This is a genomic window from Pseudoxanthomonas sp. LjRoot125, from assembly GCF_964252705.1.
Lineage (GTDB): Bacteria > Pseudomonadota > Gammaproteobacteria > Xanthomonadales > Xanthomonadaceae > Pseudoxanthomonas_A.
The window spans coordinates 283,720-306,704 of the sequence record NZ_CAXUOY020000002.1; the positions used below are offsets into that span (position 1 = coordinate 283,720).

The 22,985-nt window shown below is 65.4% G+C and carries 31 protein-coding genes, 4 tRNA genes and 1 pseudogene; 24 read left to right on the plus strand and 12 right to left on the minus strand.

The window, feature by feature from the left end; translation table 11 throughout:
• The first annotated feature begins 290 nt into the window (after window positions 1-290).
• The 9 genes from ACSION_RS16905 (at window position 291) to ACSION_RS16945 (ending at window position 5,587) form a co-directional block, all read left to right on the plus strand.
• A complete protein-coding gene (locus ACSION_RS16905; protein WP_435306947.1) occupies window positions 291-518 on the plus strand; it encodes a hypothetical protein in 228 nt (75 codons plus the stop codon).
• A 212-nt stretch (window positions 519-730) separates the two neighbouring features.
• A complete protein-coding gene (locus ACSION_RS16910; RefSeq protein ID WP_435306948.1) occupies window positions 731-946 on the plus strand; it encodes a DUF4287 domain-containing protein in 216 nt (71 codons plus the stop codon).
• 658 nt (window positions 947-1,604) lie between these two features.
• Entirely contained in the window at window positions 1,605-2,063 is a 459-nt protein-coding gene (locus tag ACSION_RS16915) for a hypothetical protein (RefSeq protein ID WP_435306949.1), read from the plus strand.
• 901 nt (window positions 2,064-2,964) lie between these two features.
• Window positions 2,965-3,603, plus strand: a complete 639-nt coding sequence (locus ACSION_RS16920; RefSeq protein WP_435306950.1) for a hypothetical protein — start codon at window positions 2,965-2,967, stop codon at window positions 3,601-3,603.
• A 104-nt stretch (window positions 3,604-3,707) separates the two neighbouring features.
• Window positions 3,708-3,848 carry a hypothetical protein gene (locus ACSION_RS16925; protein WP_435306951.1) on the plus strand — a complete coding sequence of 47 codons (141 nt, stop codon included), beginning with the start codon at window positions 3,708-3,710 and terminating at the stop codon, window positions 3,846-3,848.
• A gap of 57 nt (window positions 3,849-3,905) precedes the next feature.
• Window positions 3,906-4,352: a hypothetical protein gene (locus ACSION_RS16930; RefSeq protein WP_435306952.1), complete on the plus strand. Its 447-nt coding sequence runs from the start codon at window positions 3,906-3,908 to the stop codon at window positions 4,350-4,352.
• 68 nt (window positions 4,353-4,420) lie between these two features.
• On the plus strand, window positions 4,421-4,798 hold the full coding sequence (locus ACSION_RS16935; RefSeq protein WP_435306953.1) for a hypothetical protein: 378 nt from the start codon (window positions 4,421-4,423) through the stop codon (window positions 4,796-4,798).
• Complete coding sequence (locus ACSION_RS16940) at window positions 4,795-5,253, plus strand: hypothetical protein (protein WP_435306954.1); 459 nt, start codon at window positions 4,795-4,797, stop codon at window positions 5,251-5,253. The genes ACSION_RS16935 and ACSION_RS16940 overlap by 4 nt, the downstream gene beginning before the upstream one ends.
• A 16-nt stretch (window positions 5,254-5,269) precedes the next feature.
• On the plus strand, window positions 5,270-5,587 hold the full coding sequence (locus ACSION_RS16945) for a hypothetical protein (RefSeq protein WP_435306955.1): 318 nt from the start codon (window positions 5,270-5,272) through the stop codon (window positions 5,585-5,587).
• Between the two features lie 60 nt (window positions 5,588-5,647).
• On the opposite strand, the pseudogene ACSION_RS16950 reads toward ACSION_RS16945, so the two are convergent.
• Window positions 5,648-5,761 (minus strand): annotated as a pseudogene (locus ACSION_RS16950) (asparaginase domain-containing protein); the annotation flags it as partial.
• Window positions 5,762-5,882: 121 nt separating this feature from the next.
• On the opposite strand from ACSION_RS16950, the gene ACSION_RS16955 reads away from it, so the two are divergent.
• Entirely contained in the window at window positions 5,883-6,248 is a 366-nt protein-coding gene (locus ACSION_RS16955; protein ID WP_158253445.1) for a GNAT family N-acetyltransferase, read from the plus strand.
• A 90-nt stretch (window positions 6,249-6,338) separates the two neighbouring features.
• Here the strand turns inward: ACSION_RS16955 and ACSION_RS16960 are convergent, their stop codons facing one another.
• Genes ACSION_RS16960 through wrbA form a run of 4 tightly spaced genes read right to left on the minus strand, consistent with a single transcriptional unit; the run spans window position 6,339 to window position 8,477 of the window.
• The gene (locus ACSION_RS16960; RefSeq protein WP_435306956.1) at window positions 6,339-6,824 is read right to left on the minus strand and encodes an asparaginase domain-containing protein; all 486 of its coding nucleotides are present in this window, start codon (window positions 6,822-6,824) and stop codon (window positions 6,339-6,341) included.
• Window positions 6,825-6,844: 20 nt separating this feature from the next.
• Window positions 6,845-7,549, minus strand: coding sequence for a hypothetical protein (locus ACSION_RS16965; protein WP_435306957.1), 705 nt, complete (start codon window positions 7,547-7,549; stop codon window positions 6,845-6,847).
• Window positions 7,549-7,881, minus strand: a complete 333-nt coding sequence (locus tag ACSION_RS16970) for a DUF2069 domain-containing protein (RefSeq protein WP_435306958.1) — start codon at window positions 7,879-7,881, stop codon at window positions 7,549-7,551. The genes ACSION_RS16965 and ACSION_RS16970 overlap by 1 nt, the downstream gene beginning before the upstream one ends.
• Window positions 7,881-8,477 (minus strand): NAD(P)H:quinone oxidoreductase, encoded by a 597-nt coding sequence (wrbA, locus tag ACSION_RS16975; RefSeq protein ID WP_435306959.1) that lies wholly within the window; start codon window positions 8,475-8,477, stop codon window positions 7,881-7,883. The genes ACSION_RS16970 and wrbA overlap by 1 nt, the downstream gene beginning before the upstream one ends.
• Before the next feature lie 76 nt (window positions 8,478-8,553).
• Between wrbA and ACSION_RS16980 the strand changes: the two genes are divergently transcribed.
• Genes ACSION_RS16980 through ACSION_RS16990 form a run of 3 tightly spaced genes read left to right on the plus strand, consistent with a single transcriptional unit; the run spans window position 8,554 to window position 10,666 of the window.
• Window positions 8,554-9,831, plus strand: a complete 1,278-nt coding sequence (locus ACSION_RS16980) for a YihY family inner membrane protein (RefSeq protein WP_435306960.1) — start codon at window positions 8,554-8,556, stop codon at window positions 9,829-9,831.
• Window positions 9,828-10,400 (plus strand): TlpA family protein disulfide reductase, encoded by a 573-nt coding sequence (locus tag ACSION_RS16985; protein ID WP_435306961.1) that lies wholly within the window; start codon window positions 9,828-9,830, stop codon window positions 10,398-10,400. Before ACSION_RS16980 ends, ACSION_RS16985 begins: the two co-directional genes overlap by 4 nt.
• Entirely contained in the window at window positions 10,400-10,666 is a 267-nt protein-coding gene (locus tag ACSION_RS16990) for an acylphosphatase (RefSeq protein ID WP_435306962.1), read from the plus strand. Before ACSION_RS16985 ends, ACSION_RS16990 begins: the two co-directional genes overlap by 1 nt.
• An 8-nt stretch (window positions 10,667-10,674) precedes the next feature.
• Here ACSION_RS16990 and ACSION_RS16995 read toward each other — a convergent pair whose 3' ends face one another.
• From ACSION_RS16995 to hemA, 7 genes are read right to left on the minus strand one after another with little or no spacing between them, the layout of a single operon-like run.
• The gene (locus tag ACSION_RS16995; protein ID WP_435306963.1) at window positions 10,675-11,091 is read right to left on the minus strand and encodes a hypothetical protein; all 417 of its coding nucleotides are present in this window, start codon (window positions 11,089-11,091) and stop codon (window positions 10,675-10,677) included.
• A 2-nt stretch (window positions 11,092-11,093) separates the two neighbouring features.
• A complete protein-coding gene (gene ppk2 / locus ACSION_RS17000; RefSeq protein ID WP_435306964.1) occupies window positions 11,094-11,873 on the minus strand; it encodes a polyphosphate kinase 2 in 780 nt (259 codons plus the stop codon).
• Between the two features lie 28 nt (window positions 11,874-11,901).
• A complete protein-coding gene (locus tag ACSION_RS17005) occupies window positions 11,902-12,240 on the minus strand; it encodes a helix-turn-helix domain-containing protein (protein ID WP_093487400.1) in 339 nt (112 codons plus the stop codon).
• 15 nt (window positions 12,241-12,255) lie between these two features.
• Window positions 12,256-12,774: a molybdenum cofactor biosynthesis protein B gene (moaB, locus tag ACSION_RS17010; RefSeq protein ID WP_435306965.1), complete on the minus strand. Its 519-nt coding sequence runs from the start codon at window positions 12,772-12,774 to the stop codon at window positions 12,256-12,258.
• A gap of 26 nt (window positions 12,775-12,800) precedes the next feature.
• Window positions 12,801-13,250 carry a GNAT family N-acetyltransferase gene (locus tag ACSION_RS17015; RefSeq protein ID WP_435306966.1) on the minus strand — a complete coding sequence of 150 codons (450 nt, stop codon included), beginning with the start codon at window positions 13,248-13,250 and terminating at the stop codon, window positions 12,801-12,803.
• Window positions 13,247-14,332 (minus strand): peptide chain release factor 1, encoded by a 1,086-nt coding sequence (prfA, locus tag ACSION_RS17020; protein WP_435306967.1) that lies wholly within the window; start codon window positions 14,330-14,332, stop codon window positions 13,247-13,249. The genes ACSION_RS17015 and prfA overlap by 4 nt, the downstream gene beginning before the upstream one ends.
• Window positions 14,310-15,590, minus strand: coding sequence for a glutamyl-tRNA reductase (gene hemA, locus ACSION_RS17025; RefSeq protein ID WP_435306968.1), 1,281 nt, complete (start codon window positions 15,588-15,590; stop codon window positions 14,310-14,312). The genes prfA and hemA overlap by 23 nt, the downstream gene beginning before the upstream one ends.
• A 66-nt stretch (window positions 15,591-15,656) precedes the next feature.
• Here hemA and ACSION_RS17030 point away from each other — a divergent pair, with 66 nt between their 5' ends.
• The 11 genes from ACSION_RS17030 to ACSION_RS17080 all read left to right on the plus strand — a co-directional run bounded on the left by ACSION_RS17030 (window position 15,657) and on the right by ACSION_RS17080 (window position 22,950).
• Window positions 15,657-17,345, plus strand: coding sequence for a tetratricopeptide repeat protein (locus ACSION_RS17030; RefSeq protein WP_435306969.1), 1,689 nt, complete (start codon window positions 15,657-15,659; stop codon window positions 17,343-17,345).
• On the plus strand, window positions 17,342-17,992 hold the full coding sequence (lolB, locus tag ACSION_RS17035; protein ID WP_435306970.1) for a lipoprotein insertase outer membrane protein LolB: 651 nt from the start codon (window positions 17,342-17,344) through the stop codon (window positions 17,990-17,992). The genes ACSION_RS17030 and lolB overlap by 4 nt, the downstream gene beginning before the upstream one ends.
• On the plus strand, window positions 17,989-18,879 hold the full coding sequence (ispE, locus tag ACSION_RS17040) for a 4-(cytidine 5'-diphospho)-2-C-methyl-D-erythritol kinase (RefSeq protein ID WP_435306971.1): 891 nt from the start codon (window positions 17,989-17,991) through the stop codon (window positions 18,877-18,879). Before lolB ends, ispE begins: the two co-directional genes overlap by 4 nt.
• Window positions 18,878-18,953: transfer RNA gene (locus ACSION_RS17045), tRNA-Gln, on the plus strand. Before ispE ends, ACSION_RS17045 begins: the two co-directional genes overlap by 2 nt.
• A 35-nt stretch (window positions 18,954-18,988) precedes the next feature.
• Complete coding sequence (locus ACSION_RS17050) at window positions 18,989-19,948, plus strand: ribose-phosphate diphosphokinase (protein WP_055940747.1); 960 nt, start codon at window positions 18,989-18,991, stop codon at window positions 19,946-19,948.
• A 112-nt stretch (window positions 19,949-20,060) separates the two neighbouring features.
• Window positions 20,061-20,714: a 50S ribosomal protein L25/general stress protein Ctc gene (locus ACSION_RS17055; RefSeq protein ID WP_435306972.1), complete on the plus strand. Its 654-nt coding sequence runs from the start codon at window positions 20,061-20,063 to the stop codon at window positions 20,712-20,714.
• Window positions 20,715-20,765: 51 nt separating this feature from the next.
• Window positions 20,766-21,347 carry an aminoacyl-tRNA hydrolase gene (gene pth / locus ACSION_RS17060; protein ID WP_435306973.1) on the plus strand — a complete coding sequence of 194 codons (582 nt, stop codon included), beginning with the start codon at window positions 20,766-20,768 and terminating at the stop codon, window positions 21,345-21,347.
• Window positions 21,348-21,421: 74 nt separating this feature from the next.
• The gene (ychF, locus tag ACSION_RS17065) at window positions 21,422-22,513 is read left to right on the plus strand and encodes a redox-regulated ATPase YchF (RefSeq protein WP_093487383.1); all 1,092 of its coding nucleotides are present in this window, start codon (window positions 21,422-21,424) and stop codon (window positions 22,511-22,513) included.
• Window positions 22,514-22,621: 108 nt separating this feature from the next.
• A tRNA-Tyr gene (locus tag ACSION_RS17070) sits at window positions 22,622-22,707 on the plus strand.
• A gap of 39 nt (window positions 22,708-22,746) precedes the next feature.
• Window positions 22,747-22,820 (plus strand) — tRNA-Gly (locus ACSION_RS17075).
• A 54-nt stretch (window positions 22,821-22,874) separates the two neighbouring features.
• Window positions 22,875-22,950, plus strand: a tRNA-Thr gene (locus ACSION_RS17080).
• Window positions 22,951-22,985 lie beyond the last annotated feature (35 nt).

Sequence of the window (22,985 nt, forward strand, 5' to 3'; positions counted from 1 at the left end):
GGACGGCCATTGCACTGATGATTTTGGCCTTGCCATCGCTCCCGCTGGCGACAAGCTGTACTCGGTGTCCTTCTGCGGTCCGGGTGGTTGCTTTGAGCCGGGTACATACAGGCCAAACACCGCACTGGTCAACGATCCGGATTACCGTGTCGTGGATAAGGACACCATTGAGGTGAGCGGCAGCGACGGCTTCGCGCGCTACATACGTTGTCCGGCACGCAGTGGGGCGTAGCAGTTCATTCACGCCGAACCCGCTTGGAGGGCTGGCCTAATTCAGGCTTTAATCTGCCATGGTGATCAAAATCGATTCTGTTGGCGACGTACTGAACAGCGCCAGGGTTGGACACAAGATCAGAGTGGACGACTCTACTGCCTCCGGTGGCTTCATCATTTACGAATGGTGGGATGACTCAGGTGGGCCTAATGCACAAGGGGCTTTTGATGCTTGGGTTCCGAATGCGGATTCTCTGCGGCGGTTCTTCACGGAGGCAGGCTGGTCAGTCGAATGGCAGGCCTAACAAACCATCCAAGCCGAACCCGCTTCGCGGGTTGGCTTAAGTCAGGCGTCAGACCCAAGGAAAAAACTCGTTTCGCTGCGCTCACCCCAACCCAGGTGGTGCCTGACGCCGCCGGCATGTCGATCCGCCACCTGCTGCTTCGTCGACTGGACAAGGGCGGGGCAGTCCATCCAGGTCGGCCTCTGCCGCCACGCCACCCTAAGGAGCGATGCATGACGACGAACGATAAAGTGAAAGGCCCGGCTTCCTACTTTCCCTCGATAGAGAAGCAGTACGGCAAGCCGGTGGAGCACTGGTTCAAGGTCCTGGATGCCGTCAGCGACCGGAAGCACATGGAGCAGGTAGCCCTGCTGAAGACCGAGCACAAGGTGGGCCATGGGCATGCCAATGCTCTGGTGGCGTATCACAAGGCCAAGCGAGGAGGCTAGGAAGCGGGTGAGGGGACTTACCCCCTGTTCCCGTCTTGTGAGCTGAACCGGGTCGCCCTAAGATCGGGTCGCGGTATCGGCATGGCGCGCCGTGGGGTGCGCGTCTGGATAGACGTCGGGTGTCCGGCACTAGGAAGTAGGTGCATGGACGGCTCCTCAAAGTGCCAATCGAAGCATGGGGGGGTGCTCTGGATGCGATGTCTCATCCTGCTCCCTGTCTTTGCTTTGTCGGGCTGCGCCGCGTTTATCTGGCCACACCGCACCCAGCACACTCCCGAAGTTGCAGGTGTCGTCCTGTCGCATGGTCTTCCCGTCGCGGGAGCGGTCGTGCACCTCCACCATGCCCTGACAGCGCAGCGGTGCGGTTCGTCCAAGTTCACCGCGACGACGGATTCCCATGGGCGATTTTCCTTCGAGGGGCATAAAGCGTTCGAGCTTTTTGCCGTCGTCGGCGATCGCCCGAACCGTTGGGCGTTGTGCATAGAGTCAGATGATCAGTTCACTGAGGGCTGGAGAGCGTTCGGCATGGGCTATCCACCTGAGCGAATCTCCTTTGTCTGCGATCTGCGGGAAGCCCCTCAGATGGCTTCGCGTGGGCGTGGTGTTTGTCGCCCGGACGCGTGATCCCCCACTCCTGTCCCCACCCACAAGGCCCTCAATGCGAAACCGAATCGTCCCCGCAGCTTGCATCGTCCTGCTGGTCACTGCTTTCACCGGTTGCACGCGGGAAGATCCCGACTGCGTGGCCGCTGGCAAGGCGCTCTCCGATGCGGCGTATCGCACCCAATTGAAAGATGCCGTGCAGCGGCAGTTCGATGCGGGCGAACTCGGCGAGGTCAACACGCTGGTGAGGCCGGACACGCCGCCTGATCTGCCCGGCCGGTACGGCGTCGCCGTCGCGCCCGAGTTCGATGCCGTGGCATCCAAGCCCCTGTACCAGCGCACCCTCTTCGACGCGCGCGGCCACCTGGTCGCGGTGTTCGTGGGCTGGGCCGCAGGCAAAGGCGCCGTCGTGGACGTGCAGGATTCCGACGGCACCGTGCCACCGGACGTCGTAACCCCGACCACCGACTACGGCGATGGGGTGTGGTTGGTGTGTGCTGCTGGGGAGGGGTGAGGCAACGTCGTTGGAGTCGCTTTGTTCTTTCCAAACATCTCTTTGAAAGCGGCCGGATAGGGCAAGGGCCTGTGTCTCGTAGCGACCTGGCCGACCGCTGAAGTGTCAATCCACACGATACGGATGAGCCGCCGAGGAGAATGGGGTGTGACGTGTGGCTTGTCGCTAAGCGATTGATGGAGAGTGAACGGCCCCGAGATGTGGGTCGTTATTGATTTGGGTGACGCTTATCCAGGGGGCGGCTTGTGAGTCGAGACAGGTCGCCCTAAGATCAGGCCGCAGGAAGGGGGAGTCATGCAGTGCGCGGTAGACGATTCCGGTATCGGGACTCTGGGGTGCGGCTATTTGGCGATAAGGTGCCTGGGGGGGATTATCGATGGGGCAAGACGTTGAAGATTTCGAGGGTCATTTTTCCAACTACGCGGAGTACTCGAAAACTTTGCGTTCTTGGCTGGTGGCATATGGGATTGGCGGTCCAGTTCTTTTTCTTATAAGTAAGGACGCGCCAGAGAAGCTATCCAAGTCCCCTCATATCGAGCTTATTGTTTCCCTTTTCGTTGCGGGTGTCGCATCCCAGATTCTGCTCGCGTTCCTAAACAAGTGGGCGGCGTGGCATATGTATAGCGGCGGATACGATAGGCATTTGACTTTGGTCGGAGATAATTCTTGTGGGCGACACCATGAGTCGCGCACCTACCGGGTTTGGCATTGGATCAACAAGCAATCATGGATCGATTTTGTAGTTGACTTGGGTGCTCTTTCTTCATTCTCGGTAGCTACGTGGCTTGTGCTGTCCATTCTTCTGACCTCGTCGCAGACTGGCTGAGGAGTTCATCTGCCTCTGTGCGGAGGTGGTGTTGCTTGAGAATTTTGCTGGCGCAAACTTGAATAGGAGATTCACTTGTCTGCATGCCCATTCTCTGTAGTTGAATCTCGCTGGTGGTCAAAGGGCAATCACAGTGTCCGTGCGCTGTTTGAAGCTGTTGCTGCAATCCACTACAACAATCCGACATGTTTCTACTACGACATGTTTGCAGATAGATCTTCGCTTTCTACGGTCCTAAAGATGCGCGGCCAAGACGCGCAAACACAGGTTCTCTATCTCGCGACGCATGGGGATGCTAAGAATATTGGGCCGAACGCAACGAATGCGATCAGCCGGACCGAGGTCAGAAACATTCTTTCTTTCGCGAACAAGGCCTCTCAGATCAAGGGTTTATACCTGGGCACGTGTCTGACCGGTAATGCTGCGGTAGCGAAATTCTTTCTCGAAAATACGAGCACCAAGCTCGAGTGGCTTGCTGGTTATCGTGACTCCGTCGACTGGATCGACGGAAGCGCAATAGACATGATCTTCTTCTCGAAGCTCGCTGAATTGTACGTGGCTAACAAGAGCAAGAAGAAAGGAAAGCTATCGCCGCGGAAGATGGCGCACGAAGCTGCCTCCGCCTTGGTGAAGTTAGTGCCCGGCGCTCATTCCACATACGGCTTCAATATCTATTTTCACGAGAACAAAAAGCTTACAAGCATGTTCTCTTAGAGGGTGCTATCTGAGTCTCGTGTCAGGATGGCATTGCCGCCGAGAGCTGGAGGGCCTTTCGTGCCCCTTAGCTGAATGTTGGCGCTATCGCTATAGAGACGTTGGTGCTCCCTTACTACTTCTTCCGCTCCCGGGGTTTCAAGCGCGGCGCGCTCGCGACACTGGCGTTGTTCGACGTGCTGATCGTCTCGGGACTGCTCACCTTCGGTGGCCAGTGTGCGACGTATTTCGGACTGCAGAGCTGACGGTTCATTCAAGCCGAGCCCGCCTCGCGGGTCGGCCTAGCCGAGGTGCAAGAAACCATGGAAGAATCCAAGCAGCGCGCAGCACTTCTCCGCGAGATCTTCGCGCAGGGCTTTCGTACACCGGATTGGCGGCACAAGGAGCCGCCTCCTGTCGTGCCGGCCGAGATGTTCTTCGCCGACAACGATGACAACGAATGCATCGCCGCCAATCTCGACAATCATCCTGGCGTCGGCTTCTTCCGTACCAGACTGGCGGACATTGCAGCCAAGCCTGACGTAGCGGCGGTGCTGGTGAACATCTACGACATGGACCCCGTCATCTATGGCGGCTGGCCGTACGTGGAGAACGTCCACATCCTTACCTCGGCAGCGGAGGACGTGGTCCAGGACTGGGCTGCGGAACTGCGTTCCGATGGTGCGGGAGAGGGATGGCCCTATGGAGCGCCCCGCGTGTACCCGCAAGCGACGGAGGGCCAGCGTTGGTGGTGGCTGTCGTGGGACTAGCCCGTCAACAACGCGTTGGAGCCGACCGCGCTTCCTGGCGCGCCTGAATCCGGTCGTTAGGAGGCAGCGTGGACGACTACATCACTGTAGGTGAACTCATCGGGTTGCTGGCCGTCCTCTGGCTGCCCATCTTCGGTGTCGCCGCCCTGCTGCACTGGCAGCTGCTCCGGGGCCGGCGTTGGCGTGTGGCCTGGTTGAGCGGGGCCCTTGTTATTGGGGTCGTCCTCGCATGCGCCCTCTGGCTTTCCCCTGTACATCGCCTGTTCGCGTACCTGGGCGACCTTGGAAGCGTGTTTGCTATCGGTGGAATCCCGATACAAGCCGCGCTGCTGTCTGTGCTGATCACCACGCTGCTCTTGCTGGTGTTTCGCCGTGCGGGGCTTCTGCCCACCCATGCATTCAAGCCGGATCCGCTGTGCGATTCGGATCAGCGCGGAGGCAGATGACCATGGGAGCCATTGAGATCTTTGGGCCAGGACTCAGCGCGCTGATCGTTGCGATGGCGGTCGTTTATTGCCTGATCTCTTTCGCGCCCGTCTGGTGGCCTGCGGTGTTCGCCTTCCGGCGCAGGGCCGCGTTTCCTCGGCCGTATCTTTTCGTGGGAACCGTCGCCGCCTTGGTGTACGGGGTGTTCTCGTTTCTTGCCTTCGCGATACTGGTGCCTGTCGAGGCGTACAGCATCTTCATTGCGCCGCAGCTTGAAAGCGCCGGACTTGCCCACGGCGCATGGTTGCTCAGCGTCGCGCGCTTCTTCGCCAACTATTGGTGGCTGTTGGTGCCGCCCGTGCAGTTGGCACTGACCTGGATCATCACACTGAAGGTCGGTCGGCGCTGGGAGCACATCTGCGCGGCGCCGTCCATCGATCCATCCGCGCCGAATCCGCCTCTTGGCGCGGTTTGACTCAGGTATCAGTCGCATGGAAGTTCGGCCGCATCCGTTCAAGAAGTTCTTCGGCTGGCTGCTGCTTATCGTTGCGGCATGCTTGACGGGGGTGGTGCTGTCTAGCGCGGCCTCCCTCTGGGGGTGGACCGACTTTCCCGATGACCGGCGCGGCGAATGGACGGCTCTGATCGCTCCACTGCTGGCAGGGCTGTCGTTCCTGTTTTGGATTCCGGGGAGTTGCCTTCTGGTGCGCTCGGGCCAGCAACCGAAGCGGGTGGCGATCGTCGCCGTCCTGGTGGTCGGAATGACGGTGTGCGGGCTCTCGTGGCAATTCGGCTATGCCACGGCCTGACGTTCCATAAAGAAGCCCGCATTCGCGGGCGTTTTCGTTACCGAGTTGAAGCCGTTCGCGTCAAGTCGCCTCGAAGCGGTTCGCTTCCACGTTCTTCCTGACCTTCGCCGGGTCCCGGATGCGGCCGTTCATGGCGATGTGGACGCTGGACGGCAGCGACTGTCCTGGGCCGAGCGGAGATTCAGCTCGGAGAAGGTATCCTGCCTCCCGCTTCCGGCCTGTCTCCCTTCGCCCAGGCCGCGACATGGCCTGGCTTGACGCGGGTGTGCGGCCATCGCACCCACGTGGAACCTCATTGAAAGCAACCCCCCTCCAATGGAAAACAGACTGGCGCTTCGAGGAGAGCCAGCAGCGGCGGCACTACGTCATTGAGCCCTGGCTCGATGGCCGCCGGGTAGGTCGTGCCCATGGCTGGTTCGAGTCCGGCGAGCGCTTCGTGCTGGAGAAGATCGAGATCGATTCAAGACAGCGCTCCCGTGGCTATGGAAGTACGGTGATCGAGCGGCTCCGCCAGAAGGCGCGTGACGAGGGCTGCCGCGAGCTTGTGATCAACAATGTGCGCTCCAGCAACCACAGGGCCATCTCGCTCTATGAGGCCCTGGGTGCAAAGGCCATCCCGCTGTCGGCAAGCCTCTGCGCCTTCGCCATTTCACCGCCGTAGGTCATAGGGGTGGAAGAACCATCCCTTCTTCCGCAGAGCAAAAGGCCCGCATCCGCGGGCCTTTTTGTTACCGAGCTGAAGCGGGTCGCCTCAAACCGCCTCGAAGCGATTCGCCGCCACGTTCTTCCTGACTTTCGCCGGGTCCCAGATGCGGCCGTTCATGGCGATGTAGACGCCCGATGGCAGCGACTGCACGGCGCCGATGGCGCAGCCGATGTTGAACTCGGCGTCCGAGCCGCGGAAGCGGGCGGGGCTGAGTGCGCCGGTCATCACGATGGTCTTGTCCGGGATGGAGGCCAGCACGTGGCCGGTCTGCACCATGCTGTCGGTGCCGTGGGTGACCAGCACGTGCCTGGTCGGCTGCGCGGCGATGGTCGCGCGGATCAGCTCGCGGTCCTCGTCGGTGATGTGCAGCGAATCCTTGCGCAGGATCGGGATGACCGTGAAACGGAACGTCACCCCCAGTTCGCGCAGGATCATGCCGATCTGCGGGTCGCCGATCTGATAATCCGACTTGTCGTCGAAGTAGATCTTGTCGATCGTGCCACCGGTGGTGACGATCAGCAGCTCTTCCATCTCAGTGCTCCTGCCGGCGCTCACGGTGCGCCTGGCGTTGTGTCCGGGGGTGTCAGGTCGTAAGGCTCGCCGTAGTGCTCGCAGATCTTTTCCAGCGCGCGCGAGGGCGGGGCCACCACGCGGGAATTATCGCCGCTTTGCCGGGTGAACGTGCATTCCACCCCGGTGACGTTGCCGTCGTCGTCGCCACTGGCGCCCACCTGCACCATCAGGTCCATGTTGTCGTATTCGAGCGGCAGCGGACGGGGCAGATCGAGCTTCCACAGGTGGAACTCCCAGCTGCAGCAGCTGCTGCGGCCGGCTTCCACCAGCCAGCCGTCGATGACCTGCAGCTCGTAGTAGCCGCCGCTGAAGAACGGCTGCAGCGTGCGCGTGGCGGGATCGATCCGGTAGACGGTGCCTTCGCAGTTCGGTCCCGCGCCGCACATGCCGCGGACTTCGACTTCGTGCATGCCGTCCTGGTCCACGTCGATCAGATCGGCGTGGCCCATGCTGTTGTAGACGACCTCCTGCGTATACGCCTGCCGGTCGCAGGTGCGTCCGCCGTCGCAGGTGAGGGTGGCGACGTAACGGCGCAGTTCCGGTGACGCGCATTCGGTCTGCACCGTCAGCACGCTGCCGTCGCGATTCTCGGCGCGCAAGGGATCGGCCGGCTCGCACACCGCGTCCTGTGCCCAGGCGACGGGCGCCCACAGGCAGAACAGCAGCGCGGCAGCGAGGCGCATCACGCCTTCTTGCCGAACCGCTTGGCGAAGGCCGGCCAGCTGGTGGCGATGACGATCGCGATCGACAGCACGATGCCGCCCCAGGCGAAGGGCGCCTTCACCGGATCGGCCCACGCGACCATCACCGCGTGCGAGAACCAGAACAGCGCGGCGACGCCGGCCCAGAATGCGGCCGTGCGCCGGCGCGTCATCACCCCGATCATCAACAGCAGCGGCGGCAGCGAGAATACGAGCAGCGCCAGCGTGTACTGGCGGTCGCCGAAGAACCACGCGGCGTAGAGGATGGCCAGCAGCTGCAGCAGGCCGGCCAGGACCAGGCGCGAACGGTCCATCAGCGCACCTCCAGCCGACGGGCGATATCGGCGACGCGGCGACCGAGCGCGCGCGCGAGCGCGGCTTCCTCCTCGCTGGGATGCGGATCGTCTTCGCCACCGGCCACATGGCTGGCGCCGTAGGGCGTGCCGCCCGTGCGGGTGGTGCTGAGCTGCGGTTCGGTGAAGGGAATGCCGACGATCACGCAGCCGTGGTGGAGCAGGGGCACCTGCATCGAGAGCAGCGTGGATTCCTGCCCGCCGTGCTGGGTGGCGGTGGAGGTGAACACCGCCGCCGGCTTGCCGACCAGCGTGCCGCTGGCCCATTCGGCGCCGAGCCCATCAATGAAATGCTTGACCGGCGCGGCCATGTTGCCGAAACGGGTGGGGCTGCCCAGCACCAGGCCTGCGCACTCGGCCAGGTCCTGGCGATCCACGTAGGGCGCGCCGTCCTCGGGCACCGGCGGGGCCGCTTGCTGCGTCACCGCGGCCACCGGCGGCACGCTGCGGAGGCGGGCCGTCATGCCGTCGACTTCGCCCACGCCACGCGCGATCTGCCGGGCCAGCTTCGCCACGGAACCGCCGCGGCTGTAGTAGAGCACCAGGATCTCGGGCATGGGCCGTCTTCGTCGTTCGGGGAGCGCCTAGTATCGGCGATGTCGTGCCCTTGGCCTATCGGTTACCCTTCCGCCCATGGAGCCACTGGACTCGTTGAACCGCTGGACCGAACGCGTGCGCGACCGCGCGCGCATGGGCACGTTCTTCCGTTTCCTGGCCAAGCGCTTCCTCGACGACCGCCTGTTCCAGGCCGCGGGTTCGCTGGCCTACACCACCCTGTTCGCGCTGGTGCCACTGGCGATGGTGGTGTTCGGCGTGTTGTCGGCGTTCCCGGTGTTCCAGGAATGGAGCGACCAGCTGCGCGATTACATCTTCGCCAACTTCCTGCCGGGCGCGGCAGTCAGCCTGAAGGCGAAGCTCGATGGTTTCCTCGCCAATCGGGGCAAGCTGACAGCCGTCGGCGTGATCGCGCTGGTGGCGTCGCTGCTGATCACGCTCAACAGCATCGAAGCCACGTTCAACCGCATCTGGCGCGTGCGCAGCGCACGGCCGAAGCTGTCGCGCTTCCTGGTCTACTGGACCGTGCTGACGCTCGGCGCGCTGATGGCGGCCGCGTCGCTCGCCCTGTCGGCGCGCTTCTACGCATTGCCGGTGTTCGCAACCAGCGGGGGCAAGTGGTTGCAGACGCTGTCGCTGAGCCTGGCGCCGGTGCTGATCGAGCTGCTGGCCATCGTGGTGATCTACCGCGTGGTGCCGCACCGGACCATCAAGTGGCGCTACGCGGTGGCGGGTGCGCTGCTGGCCACCGTGTTGCTGGAACTGGCGAAGTGGGGCCTGGGCCTCTACCTGGGCAGCTTCAACGCGTACGAAAAGATCTACGGCGCGGTCGCGGCGGCGCCGATCCTGCTGTTGTGGATCTTCCTCTGCTGGGTGGCCGTGTTGTTGGGCGCGTCGCTCGCCTCGGGCATGGCGGCGTTCCGCTACCAGCCGGTCGCGCTGCGCCTGCCGCTGGGTTACGAGTTGTATGGGCTGCTGCGCATGCTCGGGCGGTTCTCGCAGGCGCGCGAGAAGGGCAAGGGGCTGCACAGCGACCAGATCCTCGCGATGGAGCCGATGCTGACCGATTCGCTGATCCAGCAGATGCTCGGCCAACTGTCGGAAATCAACCTGCTGCGTCGCGACGAGGAAGGCGAATGGTTGCTGGCCCGTGACCTGGAAGACCTGACCCTGTGCGACCTCTACGAAGCCTGCCAGCTGCGCGTGCCGGTCGCCGAGGCGCATCTGCCTTTCCATGACGATGCGCTCGGCCGCGCCGCGCGCACCGCGCTGGACGATCTGCGCGTGCCGCTGCGCGAGCTGTTGAAGAAGCGCGTCAGCGATCTGTACGTCGAACCCCCCCAGGAGTCTGCATGAAGTCGTTCCTTCCCCTTCCGTTGGCGATGGTGCTGTCGTTGGCGGCTTGCAGTGCCGGCTCCGCGCCCACCGAAGCGGCGACGCCCGCGATCGAAGCGCATGTGCAGGCGGTCGATCCGGCCACCACCCGCGCGGCGGACCGCACGGCCGAGATCCCGACACTGCAGGTGAAGACCCTGGATGGCGCCGACTACGCGCTGGCCGCGCATCGCGGCAAGTGGGTGGTGGTGAACTTCTGGGCCACGTGGTGCGCGCCGTGCCTGAAGGAAATGCCGGATCTGTCCGCGCTGGACAAGGACAACGAGCACATCGAAGTGATCGGCCTGGCCTACGAGGAAATCGAGGCGGACGAGCTGAAGGCGTTCCTGCAGGAACGGCCTGTCGTCTATCCGATCGCGATCCTCGACGTGTACAACCCGCCGGCGGATTTCGCCACGCCGCGTGGCCTGCCGCTGACCTATCTGATCGCGCCGGACGGCAAGGTGGCCAAACAGTTCCTGGGTCCAGTGACGGGCAAGGAGATCGAAGCGGCGATCACCGCGGCAGGTGGGCCGAAGGCCAAGGCCTGATGCCGGCCGCGCGCTTCCTGGTCAGTGGCAAGGTGCAGGGTGTGTTCTTCCGCGCCTCCACCCGCGAGCGCGCGCTCGATCTGGGCGTAAACGGATGCGCGACCAATCTGCCCGATGGGCGCGTGGACGTCGTGGCGGAAGGATCGGCCGAGGCACTCGATGCGCTGGAGGCCTGGTTGCAGGCGGGGCCGCCTGCGGCACGTGTCGATGCGGTGGTGCGTACGCCCTGGCACGATGCGGTGAACGAAGGTTTCGTCACCGGCTGAAGGTGGGCTCAGGGGTCGCCCGCTTCCTGCAATCTCAACGCGCGGGCCGCCTGTTCGTCGCTCAACGGCGGCGGTCGCGCGACGGCCGCCTGCACGGGTTCCTTCCAGCCCGGGATCTTGCGCGCGCCCTTCTGTATCTGCTGCGCCGCCATGCCGGCCAGCACCGGCACGATGCCGCCGTTCTTGCCGAGCTGCTCCAGGCTGGGAGGCTCGCGCCAGGCGTCGCCGAGGCCGCCGGGTTCCACTTCTATCGGGTTGCGGAAGCGATAGAGATCCACCACTTCTTCCGGGTCCGGCCGGACGACCATGGTTTCCAGCGTGGTTGCCGATGCGTCGTCCTTGGGTGTGTCGTCCGCGCCTGCGGCGTCCTGGGCCACCGCACGCGATGCCGCCAGCCACAGCGCGGCCATGAAGGGCAGGCGCACGCTCAGCCGCCGCGCTGCGATTTGATCGGCTTGAGGACGCCGTAGCGTTCCTTGTGCAGCTTGCCCCGCAGCGGTGGCAGGCCCAGCGGTTCGACCGGCACCTGGGTATCAGGCAGGCGGTCGAGCAGGTCGCGGATCAGGGTCAGGCGGCCCACGCGCTGGTCGTTGAAATCCACCAGCGTCCAGGGGGCATTGGCCGTGTGCGTGGCCTTGAGCATCGCTTCGCGCGCGGCGGTGTAGTCGGCGTACTTCTCGCGCGCCTTCAGGTCGATGGGCGACAGCTTCCAGCTCTTCAGCGGCTCTTCGGCACGTTCGCCGAAACGTTCTTCCTGCTGCGCCTGGTCCACGCAGAGCCAGTACTTGAACAGCAGGATGCCGTCGTCGGTGATGCCGCGCTCGAACACCGGCGCCTGCTGCAGGAAGCGCTCGTACTGGTCGTCGGTGCAGTAGCCCATGACCTTCTCAACGCCCGCGCGGTTGTACCAGCTGCGATCGAACAACACGATCTCGCCCGCCGCCGGCAGGTGGGAGATGTAGCGCTGGAAATACCACTGCGATGCTTCGCGTTCGCTCGGCTTGGGCAGTGCCACGACGCGGCACTGGCGTGGATTGAGGTGTTCGGTGATCGCGCCGATGGCGCCGCCCTTGCCGGCGGTATCGCGGCCTTCCATCACCACCACGATGCGCGCCCCGCAGTGCGAGGCCCAGCGGGCCATCGCCGCCAGTTCCAGTTGCAGGGGCTTGAGGCGGGCTTCGTAATCCTTGCGCTTCAACGGCTTCATCGCATCGTCCTGTGCGGCGGGGGGAAGGTCAGCGTTTGCGGCGTGAGGCGTGTCCGGCCATGCCGCGCGCGACTTCCAGCAGCGCGCCCTGCTGGCGCGTGTTGAGCGCGCGGTAGGCGGCGAGCAGGTCGTGCTCGCCTTGCGTGCGTGCGGGGTCGAACGTGGAAGCGAGTTCCGACAGCAGCGCGCCGGCCGGCACGCCGAGCGCGCGGGCGAGGGCGTTGAGCTGGTCGCGGCCGGGTAGCTTGTCGCCGGCCATCCAGGACTTCACCGTCGCCACGCCGGCGCGGGGAATGGCGGCGGCGAGGTCCGCAGCGGTGAGGCCGCTCGCCTTGGCGAGCAGGCGCAAGGTGGTATCAAGCGACATCGCGGATCTCCTGGCTCATTCCTTCAGGCGGGGACGCAGCGTGGCGAGGTTGCAGGGCTTGGTGCGCGCATCCAACTGCGCGCGGATGATGCCTTCCCACGCGGTGCGGCAGGCGGACGTCGAACCCGGCAGGCAGAACAGGAAGGTCTGGTTCGCCAAACCGGCGAAGGCGCGCGACTGCAACGACGACGTGCCGATCTCGTCGAAGCTGATCTGCCGGAACAGTTCGCCGAAGCCCGGCATCTCCTTGTCCAGCAGCGGCAGCAGCGCTTCGGGCGTGGAGTCGCGGCCGGTGAAGCCGGTGCCGCCGGTGACCAGGATGCCGTCCACGGCGGGATCGGCGATCCACTGCGACACCTGCGCGCGCAGCCGGTAACGGTCGTCGGGCAGCAGCGCACGGGCATGCAGGCGATGGCCTTCATTCGCGAGCGCTTCGACCAGGTAATCGCCGGAGCGATCCTCGGCCAGGCTGCGGCTGTCCGAGACGGTCAGCACGCACAACTGCAACGGGATCAGTTCATCGGCATGGCTCATGCCGCGCAGGGTAACGCAATCGCGCGTCAGCGGAGCGGCAGGCGATAACGCAGTGTGCCGTCGTACAGCGTCCAGCCCATCGCGTGGTACAGGGCCTGCGCCGTGTGGTTGTCGTGGTCGGTTTCCAGCTCCAGCCGCAAGGCGCCGTCCGCGCGCGCGAAGTCGGCCGCAGCCGTCAGCAGGGCGCGCGCTGCGCCGCCGCGACGCGCCTCGGGCAACACCAGCAGGTCGTTGAGGATCCACACGTGGGTAGCGCTGACGGACGAGAACGCGGGGTACAACTGGGTGAAGCCGACGGCCTTGCCGTCATCGAGGGCAAGCAGGATCACCGACTGCTCGCGCGCGATCCGCGCCTGGATGAAATCGCGGGCGAGCGCGGGCTCCGACGGCTTGCCGTAGAACACGCGGTAGGTATCGAACAACGGCGCCACGAGGTCCAGGTCGGCCGAGGTCGCGCGGCGGATATCGAGGGTCATGGTGCCTCCGAAAGGCGGGCCAGTTCGTCGGCCAGGTGCTCGCGGCCGAGGCGGTCGATCAGGTCGTCCAGGTCGCCCTGGATGATGTTGGGCAGATCGTAGAGCGTGAGGCCTTCGACGCGGTGATCGGTGATGCGACCCTGCGGGAAGTTGTAGGTGCGGATGCGCTGGCTGCGGTCGCCGCTGCCGACCTGAAGGCGGCGCGATTCGGCCTGCGCGGCCTGCTGCTTGCTGCGCTCGGCCTCCAGCAGCTGCGCCTTCAGCCGCTTCATCGCCTTGTCGCGGTTGGCGTGCTGGCTGCGCTCGGTCTGGCATTCCACCACCACGCCAGTGGGCACGTGGGTGATGCGGATCGCTGATTCGGTCTTGTTGACGTGCTGGCCGCCCGCGCCGGAGGAGCGGAAGGTGTCGACCTTCAGGTCGGCCGGGTTGATCGTGATGTCGTCGACTTCCTCGACATCGGGAATGATCGCCACCGTCGCCGCGGAGGTATGGATGCGGCCCTGCGATTCGGTTTCCGGCACGCGCTGGACGCGGTGGGTGCCGGATTCGAACTTGAGCTTTGAGTACGCGCCGCGGCCGACCACGCGGGCGACGACTTCCTTGTAGCCACCATGTTCGCCGGGATTGTCGGATTCGACGTCGACCTTCCAGCCCTGGCGTTCGGCATAGCGGGCGTACATGCGGAACAGGTCGCCGGCGAAGATGGCCGCTTCGTCGCCGCCGGTGCCGGCACGCACTTCGAGGAACAGGTTGCCTTCGTCGCGACTGTCGCGCGGCACCAGCAACAGCATCAGTTCGCCATCCAGTTCGCTCAGGCGCGCTTGCGCGGCGGCGATCTCTTCTTCGGCGAGGTCGGCCAGTTCCGGGTCGTTGCGCATCGCCTGTGCGGCGACGAGGTCGGCGCGCGCGCGCTGCTCGTCGGCCAGGGCGACGGCCACCGGTTCAAGTTGGGCGAATTCGCGCGAGAAGTTGCGGAAGCGCTCCACGTCGCCGATCACGCCGGGATCGGCGAGGAGGCGTTCGAGTTCTTCGCGGCGTTCGGCCAACGCTTCGAGCTTACGGCGCAGCGTCGGCGTCATCGTCTTTCTTCAGGTGCGAATACGGGGCCTGCGCCGGGAACAACCGGTCGGCGGCGCGGGTCAGCTCGGCGTCGCCGCTCAGCGCCGCTTCCCGCAGCGCGGCGGTGGGTGGGTGCAGCAGGCGGTTGGTCAGTGTGTGGGCGAGGAATTCCAGCACCTGCTCCGGCTCGCGGCCGTTGGCCAGTTGCTGGCGCGCCTTGGCCAGTACGTCCTCGCGCGTGGATTCGCCCAGGGCGCGCAGGCGCTTGAGCGGCTCGGTGCGGGTGCCGGCCTGCAGCGTTTCCATGAAGCGGCCGACCTGCACGTCGATGATCGCCTCGGCGGCGTCGGCGGCTTCGCGCCGGCCGCGGCGGTTGTCTTCGACCGCGCGCTCCAGGTCGTCCACGGTGTAGAGATAGGCGTCGCGCAGGTCCGCCACGGAGGCTTCGATGTCGCGCGGCACGGCCAGGTCGAACAGCAGCATCGGCTTGTGCTTGCGCTTGGCCAGCGCGGCGGACACCTGCGCCTGCAACACCACCGGTTCGCGCGCGGCGGTGGCGGAGAACACCACGTCGGCTTCGGCCAGGTGGCGGTCCAGTTCGGTCAGCGGCAGTGCGTAGCCACCGTGGCGCGTGGCCAGTTCCTGCGCATGCGCCAGCGTGCGGTTGGCCACCAACAGGCGGCGCACGCGCCCTTCGCTGAGGTGCTTGGCGGCCAGTTCGATGGTTTCGCCGGCACCGACCAGCAGCACGGTGGATTCGCTGAGCCGGGCGAACGCGTTCTGCGCCAGGCGCACGGCCGCGGACGCGACCGACACGGGATTCGCGCCGACGCGGGTATCGGTGCGCGCGCGCTTGGCGACGGCGAAGGTCTGCTGGAACAGGCGATCCAGGCGATTGCCCAGCGCGCCGTGTTCGCGCGCGGTGGACCACGCGTCCTTTACCTGGCCCAGGATCTGGGGTTCGCCCAACACCATCGAGTCCAGCCCCGTCGCTACCCGGAACAGATGGCGCACGGCATCGGCATCACGGTGGCGGTACAGATAGCCGTCGAGGCCGTCGGCATGCGTCGCCAGCCAGCTGGCCAGCACGTCGCCATCCTCGGCCACCGCATAGAGCTCGGTCCGGTTGCACGTGGAGAGCAGGGCGGCCTCGGCCACGTTCGGCAGCGCACGCAGCGACGACAGCGCATGCGCCACCGTGCCGGCGTCGAACGCCACCCGTTCGCGCAGGTCGACCGGCGCGGTCTGGTGGTTCAATCCGAGGACCCACAACGTCATCGTTCAGGTGCTTGCAGTAAGCTGCTGGCTCATCAGGGCCGCCATTTTACGGCCGACATGACCTTCATGCCCGAAATGATTCGCACCACGCTGGCTGTGCTGGTCCTGGGGGCGCTGGCCCCGCTGGCAATGGCGGCGCCTTCCACCGCGCGCGTCGAGAAGGACGACGCGCTGACCACCGTCATGGCCGGTGAATTCGCCCTGCAGGCCGGCCAGCTGCCGGATGCTTCCCGCTGGTACCTGGAAGCGGCCCGCCAGGATGACGATGCCGGCCTGGCCGAGCGCGCGACCCGCATCGCCTTGCTGGCCAAGGACGACGCGCGCGCCGCCGAGGCCATCAAGCTGTGGCGCGCCCGCTCACCCCGCACGCTGGCGCTTCGCGGTGCGGAGGCGACGCTCGCCCTTCGCCAGGGGCAGGCCAGGGTGGCGCGGCGCGAACTGGCTTCCTTGATGAAGGAGCCCGACGAACTGGGCTGGCGCCATGCGCTGACGGCGCTGGCCAGCGGCGGCAAGGATCCCCAATTGGCGGCGCGCCTGCTGCGCGAACTGGTCGACGACGGCGCGATCCCCGGCACCTTGCAGGCGTGGCTGGCCTTCACCGGCCTGGCCCAGCAGCTCGACCAGCCGGCGCTGGCCGAGCGCATGGTGGCCGACGTGGTGAAGCGCTTCTCGGGCGAGCCCCAGGTCGCGTTGTTGCAGGCCAGCCAGTTCATCCAGGCCGACCGCAAGGACGAAGCGCGCAAGGTGCTGGACGGCCTCTTGCCCAAGGCGGCGGACGACAGCGGGCTGCGCCTGAAGCTGGCCGAAGAGTACGACCGCCTGGGCGATTCGGCGGCGGCCTCGCGTGCGCTGGGGCAGGGGCCGCAGGACACGCTGACTTACGGTCTGCGTGCGCGGCTGCTGGCGAAGGCCGACGACTCGGAAGCGCTCGCCGCGCTGTATGAAGAAGTTAAGAAGACTGCGAACGGCGCGGACCAGCCAACCGAGTTCAGCCCGGACCGTCGGTTGTTGCTGGGCCAGATGGCCGAATTCCTGAAGCGGCACGACGAGGCGCTCGCCTGGTACCGCAGCGTGCCGGCAGGCGAACAGCGGTCCGAGGCCCGATTGCGCGCGATCTCGGCGCTCTTCGACCTCGATCGCAAAGAGGAGGCCTTCGCCGAAGCGCGCAAGCTGCAGGCCGATGCGAGCGTCGAGGATGGCGCACGCCGCGACGCTTATCTGATGGAAGCCGAACTGCGCCAGAAGGACGGGCAGGCCGAGGGCGAACTCGACGTGTTCGCGCGCGGGCTGGCGGCGTATCCCGATGATCTCGCGCTGCTCTATTCGCGCGGCCTGGCATGGGAGCGGCGCGACAGCATCGAGCACGCCGAAGCCGATTTCCGCCGCATCCTGGTGATCGAGCCGGACAACGTGGCGGCGCTCAATGCGCTGGGTTACACGCTGGCCGACCGCACGACGCGTTACCAGGAAGCCTTGGAGCTGATCGATCGCGCACGCACTGCGGCGCCCGACGATGCCGCGATCATCGACAGTTACGGCTGGGTGCTCTACCGGTTGGGCCGCAATGCCGAGGCGTTGGTGGAGCTGCGCCGCGCCTTCACGATGCAGAAGGATGCGGAAATCGCCGCCCACGTCGCCGAGGTGTTGTGGGTGATAGGGCAGAAGGACGAGGCGCGCCGGTTTTTCGAAGAGGCGCGCAAGATCGACCCCGATAACCGCTCGCTGCAACGGGCGCTGGAGAAGACGGGCGCATGAGTGTTTCTCGAATCCTCGTGGCAGGGTTGTTCGCCCTGCTGATGGCGGGCTGCGCCACGCGTGGGCCGGCGTCCGATGCGCCGGTGTTGCGCGATCCGGCGGCCTTGGCCGCCGCGCGCAGCGCGCAGGCCGAACGCCAGGCCTGGCTGGACAAGCACGCGGCATGGTCGTTCTCCGGCCGCGTGGCCGTGAACGCCAACGGGAAGGGCGGCAGCGGCCGGATCGATTGGCAACAGGACGCGTCGGCCTACGAGGTCGCGCTGAGTGCGCCGGTGACGCGTCAGAGCTGGCGCCTGAGTGGCGACACAGGCTCGGGCGGCGGGCGTCTGGAAGGACTTGAGGGCGGCACCCGTGAGGGCGCCGATGCCGAGGGCTTGCTACGGGAGGCGACGGGCTGGGGTATTCCCGTGGCGTCGATGGCGCAGTGGGCGCGGGGGCTGGAAGATCCGTCGACGGCGACCGAAGCAGCTGACTACGGGGCCGACGGCCGCCTGCGCACGCTCCGCCAGCGCGGCTGGCGGGTGGACTATATGGAGTGGAGTCCCGCCGAGGCCGGCCAGCCGGCGATGCCGCGCAGGATCGAAGCGCGGCGCGAGGGCGCCACGGTGAAGCTCGCCATCGACCAGTGGCAGCTGGCGTCGCCGTGACCCGCTTCCCCGCGGACCAGGGCTGGTCGGCCTGGCCGGCCCCCGCGAAACTGAACCTGTTCCTTCAGATCACCGGGCGACGAGCCGACGGCTACCACCTGCTGCAGACCGTGTTCCGGATCCTGGCATGGGGTGACACCGTGTACCTCAGGCTGCGCAACGACGACCAGGTGCGCCGTGTCGGCGACTCGGTCCCGGGCGTGGCCGAAGCCGATGATCTGTTGATTCGGGCAGCGAAACTGCTTCAATCTGAAGCCAATGTCGCCCAAGGTGTCGATATCGGCATCGAAAAGCGGATTCCGGCGGGTGGAGGATTCGGTGGCGGTTCGTCGGATGCGGCCACCGTCCTGGTCGCGCTGGACCGGCTTTGGGGCACCTATCTGGGCAGGGAGCGGCTTGCGGGCCTTGGCCTGCGCCTCGGGGCCGATGTTCCAGTCTTCGTCTACGGTGAGAACGCCTGGGCGGAGGGGGTAGGCGAGGTGCTGGCCCCTCTGGGTCTGCCGCCGGCCTGGTATCTGGTCGTCGATCCGGGGGTCCATGTCCCCACGGCAGGGCTGTTCCAGTCTCCGGATTTGACGCGTGATGCTGCACCCGCGAAAATATCGGACTTCGTTTCGGGATCATTGCTCGGCAATGCGTTCGAGCCGGTCGTGCGTCGCCGTGAATCTGCCATCGAGGCAGTGTTTTCGGCCCTTTCGCACGTCGGCCGCCCGCGTCTGACCGGCTCCGGCGGCGGCTGCTTCGTGGAGTTCGCCAACCGGGCCGCCGCCGAGGATGCGCTGGTGTCCCTGCCTGCCGGGCTTCGTGCCTGGGTGGCGGAGGGCGCGGCGCGCTCGCCGCTGCTGGATGCGCTGGCGCAGGCTCGCGGAACGGAGAAAAACGCCTAGGGGCGTCGCCAAGTGGTTAAGGCACCGGGTTTTGATCCCGGCATTCGTAGGTTCGAATCCTTCCGCCCCTGCCAAATCCATAGTCCAGCCGCATCCGCCGAGACGACCCATGCAAGACGAACGTAACCTGCTTGTGTTCTCCGGCAACGCCAACAAGCCGTTGGCGAACAGCATCTGCCGCGAGCTGGGCGTGCGTCCCGGCAAGGCGCTGGTGTCCCGGTTCTCCGACGGCGAAGTGCAGGTGGAGATCCAGGAAAACGTGCGCCGGCAGGAAGTGTTCGTCGTGCAGCCGACCTGTGCGCCGAGCGCCGAGAACCTCGTGGAGCTGCTGGTCCTGATCGACGCGCTGAAGCGCGCATCGGCCAGCAGCGTCACCGCGGTGGTGCCGTATTTCGGCTACGCGCGCCAGGATCGCCGCATGCGCTCTTCGCGCGTGCCGATCACGGCGAAGGTGGCGGCGAAGATGTTCGGCGCGGTCAGCGCGGATCGCGTGCTGACGGTCGACCTGCACGCCGACCAGATCCAGGGTTTCTTCGATATCCCGGTCGACAACGTGTATGCGTCGCCGCTGCTGTTGGCCGACATCTGGCGCGCCTACGGCACGGAGAACCTGCTGGTCGTGTCGCCCGACGTGGGTGGCGTGGTCCGCGCCCGCGCGGTCGCCAAGCGCCTGGATGACGCCGACCTGGCGATCATCGACAAGCGCCGTCCGCGCGCCAACGTCGCCACGGTGATGAACATCATCGGCGACGTGGAAGGCAAGGATTGCGTGCTGGTGGACGACATCGTCGACACCGCCGGCACGCTCTGCGCCGCGGCCGCGGCGCTGAAGCAGCACGGCGCCAACAAGGTGGCGGCGTACTGCACCCACCCCGTGCTGTCCGGCCCGGCGGTGGACAACTTGAACAACTCGGTGCTCGACGAACTCGTCGTCACTGACACCATCCCGCTCTCGCCGCAGGCGCAGGGCTGCAGCAAGATCCGCCAGCTGTCGGTGGCGGAACTGCTGGCGGAGACGATCCGCCGCATCGCCTTCGGCGAATCGGTCAGCTCGTTGTACGTGGATTGAGTCTCCGCCGCGCGCCGGTTCATCGGGGCGCGGCTTTTCGGGTTCATCTGGTCGCGGATGAGCCTTCATCAGATCGCCGAAAGGCGGTCCAACAACCTAGGTAGTGAAGCAAATGGCTAAGACACATGAAATCAAGGTCGAGCGCCGCGAAGACGAGGGTAAGGGTGCGAGCCGCCGCCTCCGTCACGCGGGCACCGTGCCTGCCATCGTCTACGGTGGCGAACTGAAGCCGGTCAGCATCCAGCTGAACCACAACGAAGTCTGGCTGGCCTCCCAGCACGACTGGTTCTACGCGTCGATCCTGGACCTGAGCCTCAACGGCGACATCCAGAAGGTCCTGCTGCGTGACATGCAGCGCCACCCGTTCAAGCAGCAGATCATGCACCTGGACTTCCAGCGCGTGAACGAGAACGAGACGCTGCGCACCGCGGTGCCGCTGCACTTCCTCAACGAAGACAAGTCGCCGGCCGGCAAGTCCGCCGAAGTCGTGGTCACCCACGAACTGAACGAAGTCGTCGTCGAGTGCCTGCCGAAGGACCTGCCGGAATTCATCGAAATCGACCTGGCCGACCTGGCCATCGGCGCGGTGGTCCACCTGTCGGAAGTGAAGCTGCCGGCTGGCGTCACCATTCCCGAGCTGAAGCTGGGCAAGGAACACGACGTCGCCGTCGTGATCGCCAAGCACGGCAAGGAAGAAGCCGAAGAAGCCCCGGCGGAATCGGCCGACGTGCCGGCTTCCAAGGTCGCCAAGAAGGACGACAAGTAATCGCGTGATCCTGCGCCCGCTTCGGCGGGCGCAGGTGCGCGATGCGTCCCCATGGCAGGCTTGCGCCTCATTGTCGGACTGGGCAATCCCGGTGCCGAACATGCCCGAACCCGGCACAACGCCGGGTTCCATTTTGTCGACGCCCTGGCGGACCGGCAGGGTGAGCGGTTCGGCCTGGACAGCAAGCTGTTCGGCGAGACGGCCAAGATCATCGTGGCGGGGCAGCCGGTCTGGCTGCTCAAGCCCGCCACGTTCATGAACCTGAGCGGCAAGTCCGTCGCGGCCGCGTTGCGCTTCTGGAAGATCGCGCCGGAAGAGGCATTGCTGGCGCATGACGAGCTCGATCTGGCACCGGGCGCCGCACGCTTGAAGTTCGACGGCGGCCATGGCGGCCAGAACGGATTGCGCGACACCATGCAGCACCTGGGGCATGGCAAGTTCCATCGCCTGCGGATCGGCATCGGCCATCCCGGGCACAAGGATCGCGTCACCGGGTGGGTGCTCGGCAAGCCGGGCAAGGACGATGAAATCCTGATCGCGCGCGCCATCGACGATGCGATGGACGCATTGCCGCTGGCGGTGCAGGGCGATTTCAACGAAGCGATGAAGCGGTTGCACACCTCCAAGGCCTGAGGGTCGATTGGGGATTCGGGATTCCGGTTCTGCCGCGAGTCCCGAATCCCGAATCATCAAGACGGATTCACGATATGGGCATCAAATGCGGCATCGTCGGCCTGCCGAACGTCGGCAAGTCCACCCTGTTCAATGCGCTGACCAAGGCGGGTATCGCCGCGGCCAACTTCCCGTTCTGCACCATCGAGCCGAACGTGGGCGTGGTGCCGGTGCCGGACTTGCGCCTCAATCAGCTCGCTGACATCGTCAAGCCGCAGAAGGTCATCCCAACTGCCGTGGAATTCGTCGATATCGCAGGTTTGGTGGCCGGCGCGGCCAGTGGTGAAGGCCTGGGCAACAAGTTCCTGGCGCATATCCGGGAAGTGGATGCGATCACCCACGTGGTCCGCTGCTTCGAGAACGACGACGTCATCCACGTCAACAACCGGATCGACCCGATCTCGGACATCGAGACCATCGACACCGAGCTGGCGCTGGCCGATCTGGAAAGCGTGGAGAAGGCGCTGAACCGCGCCGAGCGTTCCGCCAAGGCGGGCGAGAAGGACGCGATCGCGCGCAAGCCCGTGCTGCAGAAGTTGCAGGCCGGCCTCAACGACGGCAAGCCCGGCCGTGCGCTGGGCCTGGACGATGAAGAGAAAGCGCTGGTCCGCGACCTGTTCCTGCTGACCCTGAAGCCGGTGATGTACGTGGCCAACGTGCTGGAGGACGGGTTCGAGAACAACCCGCACCTCGAGGCCGTGCGTGCCCGTGCCGTGACCGAGGGCGCCCAGGTGGTGCCGGTGTCGGCCGCCATCGAGGAAGAGCTCTCCCAGCTCGACGATGCCGACCGCGATGCGTTCCTGACCGACCTCGGACTCGACGAGCCGGGCTTGAACCGGGTGATCCGGGCGGCCTACACGCTATTGGGCCTGCAGACCTACTTCACGGCCGGCGTGAAGGAAGTGCGCGCCTGGACGGTGAAGGCCGGCTCCACGGCCCCCCAGGCGGCGGCCGTCATCCATACGGACTTCGAGAAGGGCTTCATCCGCGCCGAGACCATCGCGTTCGACGACTTCCTGAAGTACCGGGGCGAGGCGGGTGCGCGCGACGCCGGCCGGCTGCGGCTGGAAGGCAAGGAGTACCGCGTGCAGGAAGGCGACGTCCTCCATTTCCGATTCAACGTCTGAGAAAAAAGTGCATCGGGCGCGTTGACAGACGGGTCCGTACACGCCAAAATCTCGGGCTGTTTCACCCTGGTTTGATTTGGCCGCCTGGCCGGTCAGTCCGGTGATCCCGGAGGGATACCCAAGCGGCCAACGGGGGCAGACTGTAAATCTGCTGGCTTACGCCTTCGGTGGTTCGAATCCACCTCCCTCCACCAGTTTTTCGTTGTTGTTTCGAGTTGTAGTGGTCTCCCGGTGCGGGAGTAGTTCAATGGTAGAACTGTAGCCTTCCAAGCTACTAGTGCGGGTTCGATTCCCGTCTCCCGCTCCACTGAACGCCAGTACAGGGTCTGCAGCAAGTCCAGGCAACACCAAACGGTTTCACGCTCACGTAGCTCAGTCGGTAGAGCACCTCCTTGGTAAGGAGGAGGTCGAAGGTTCGATTCCTTTCGTGAGCACCACTTCCCATTGACGATTCACTCGAGAACTAGCAGCC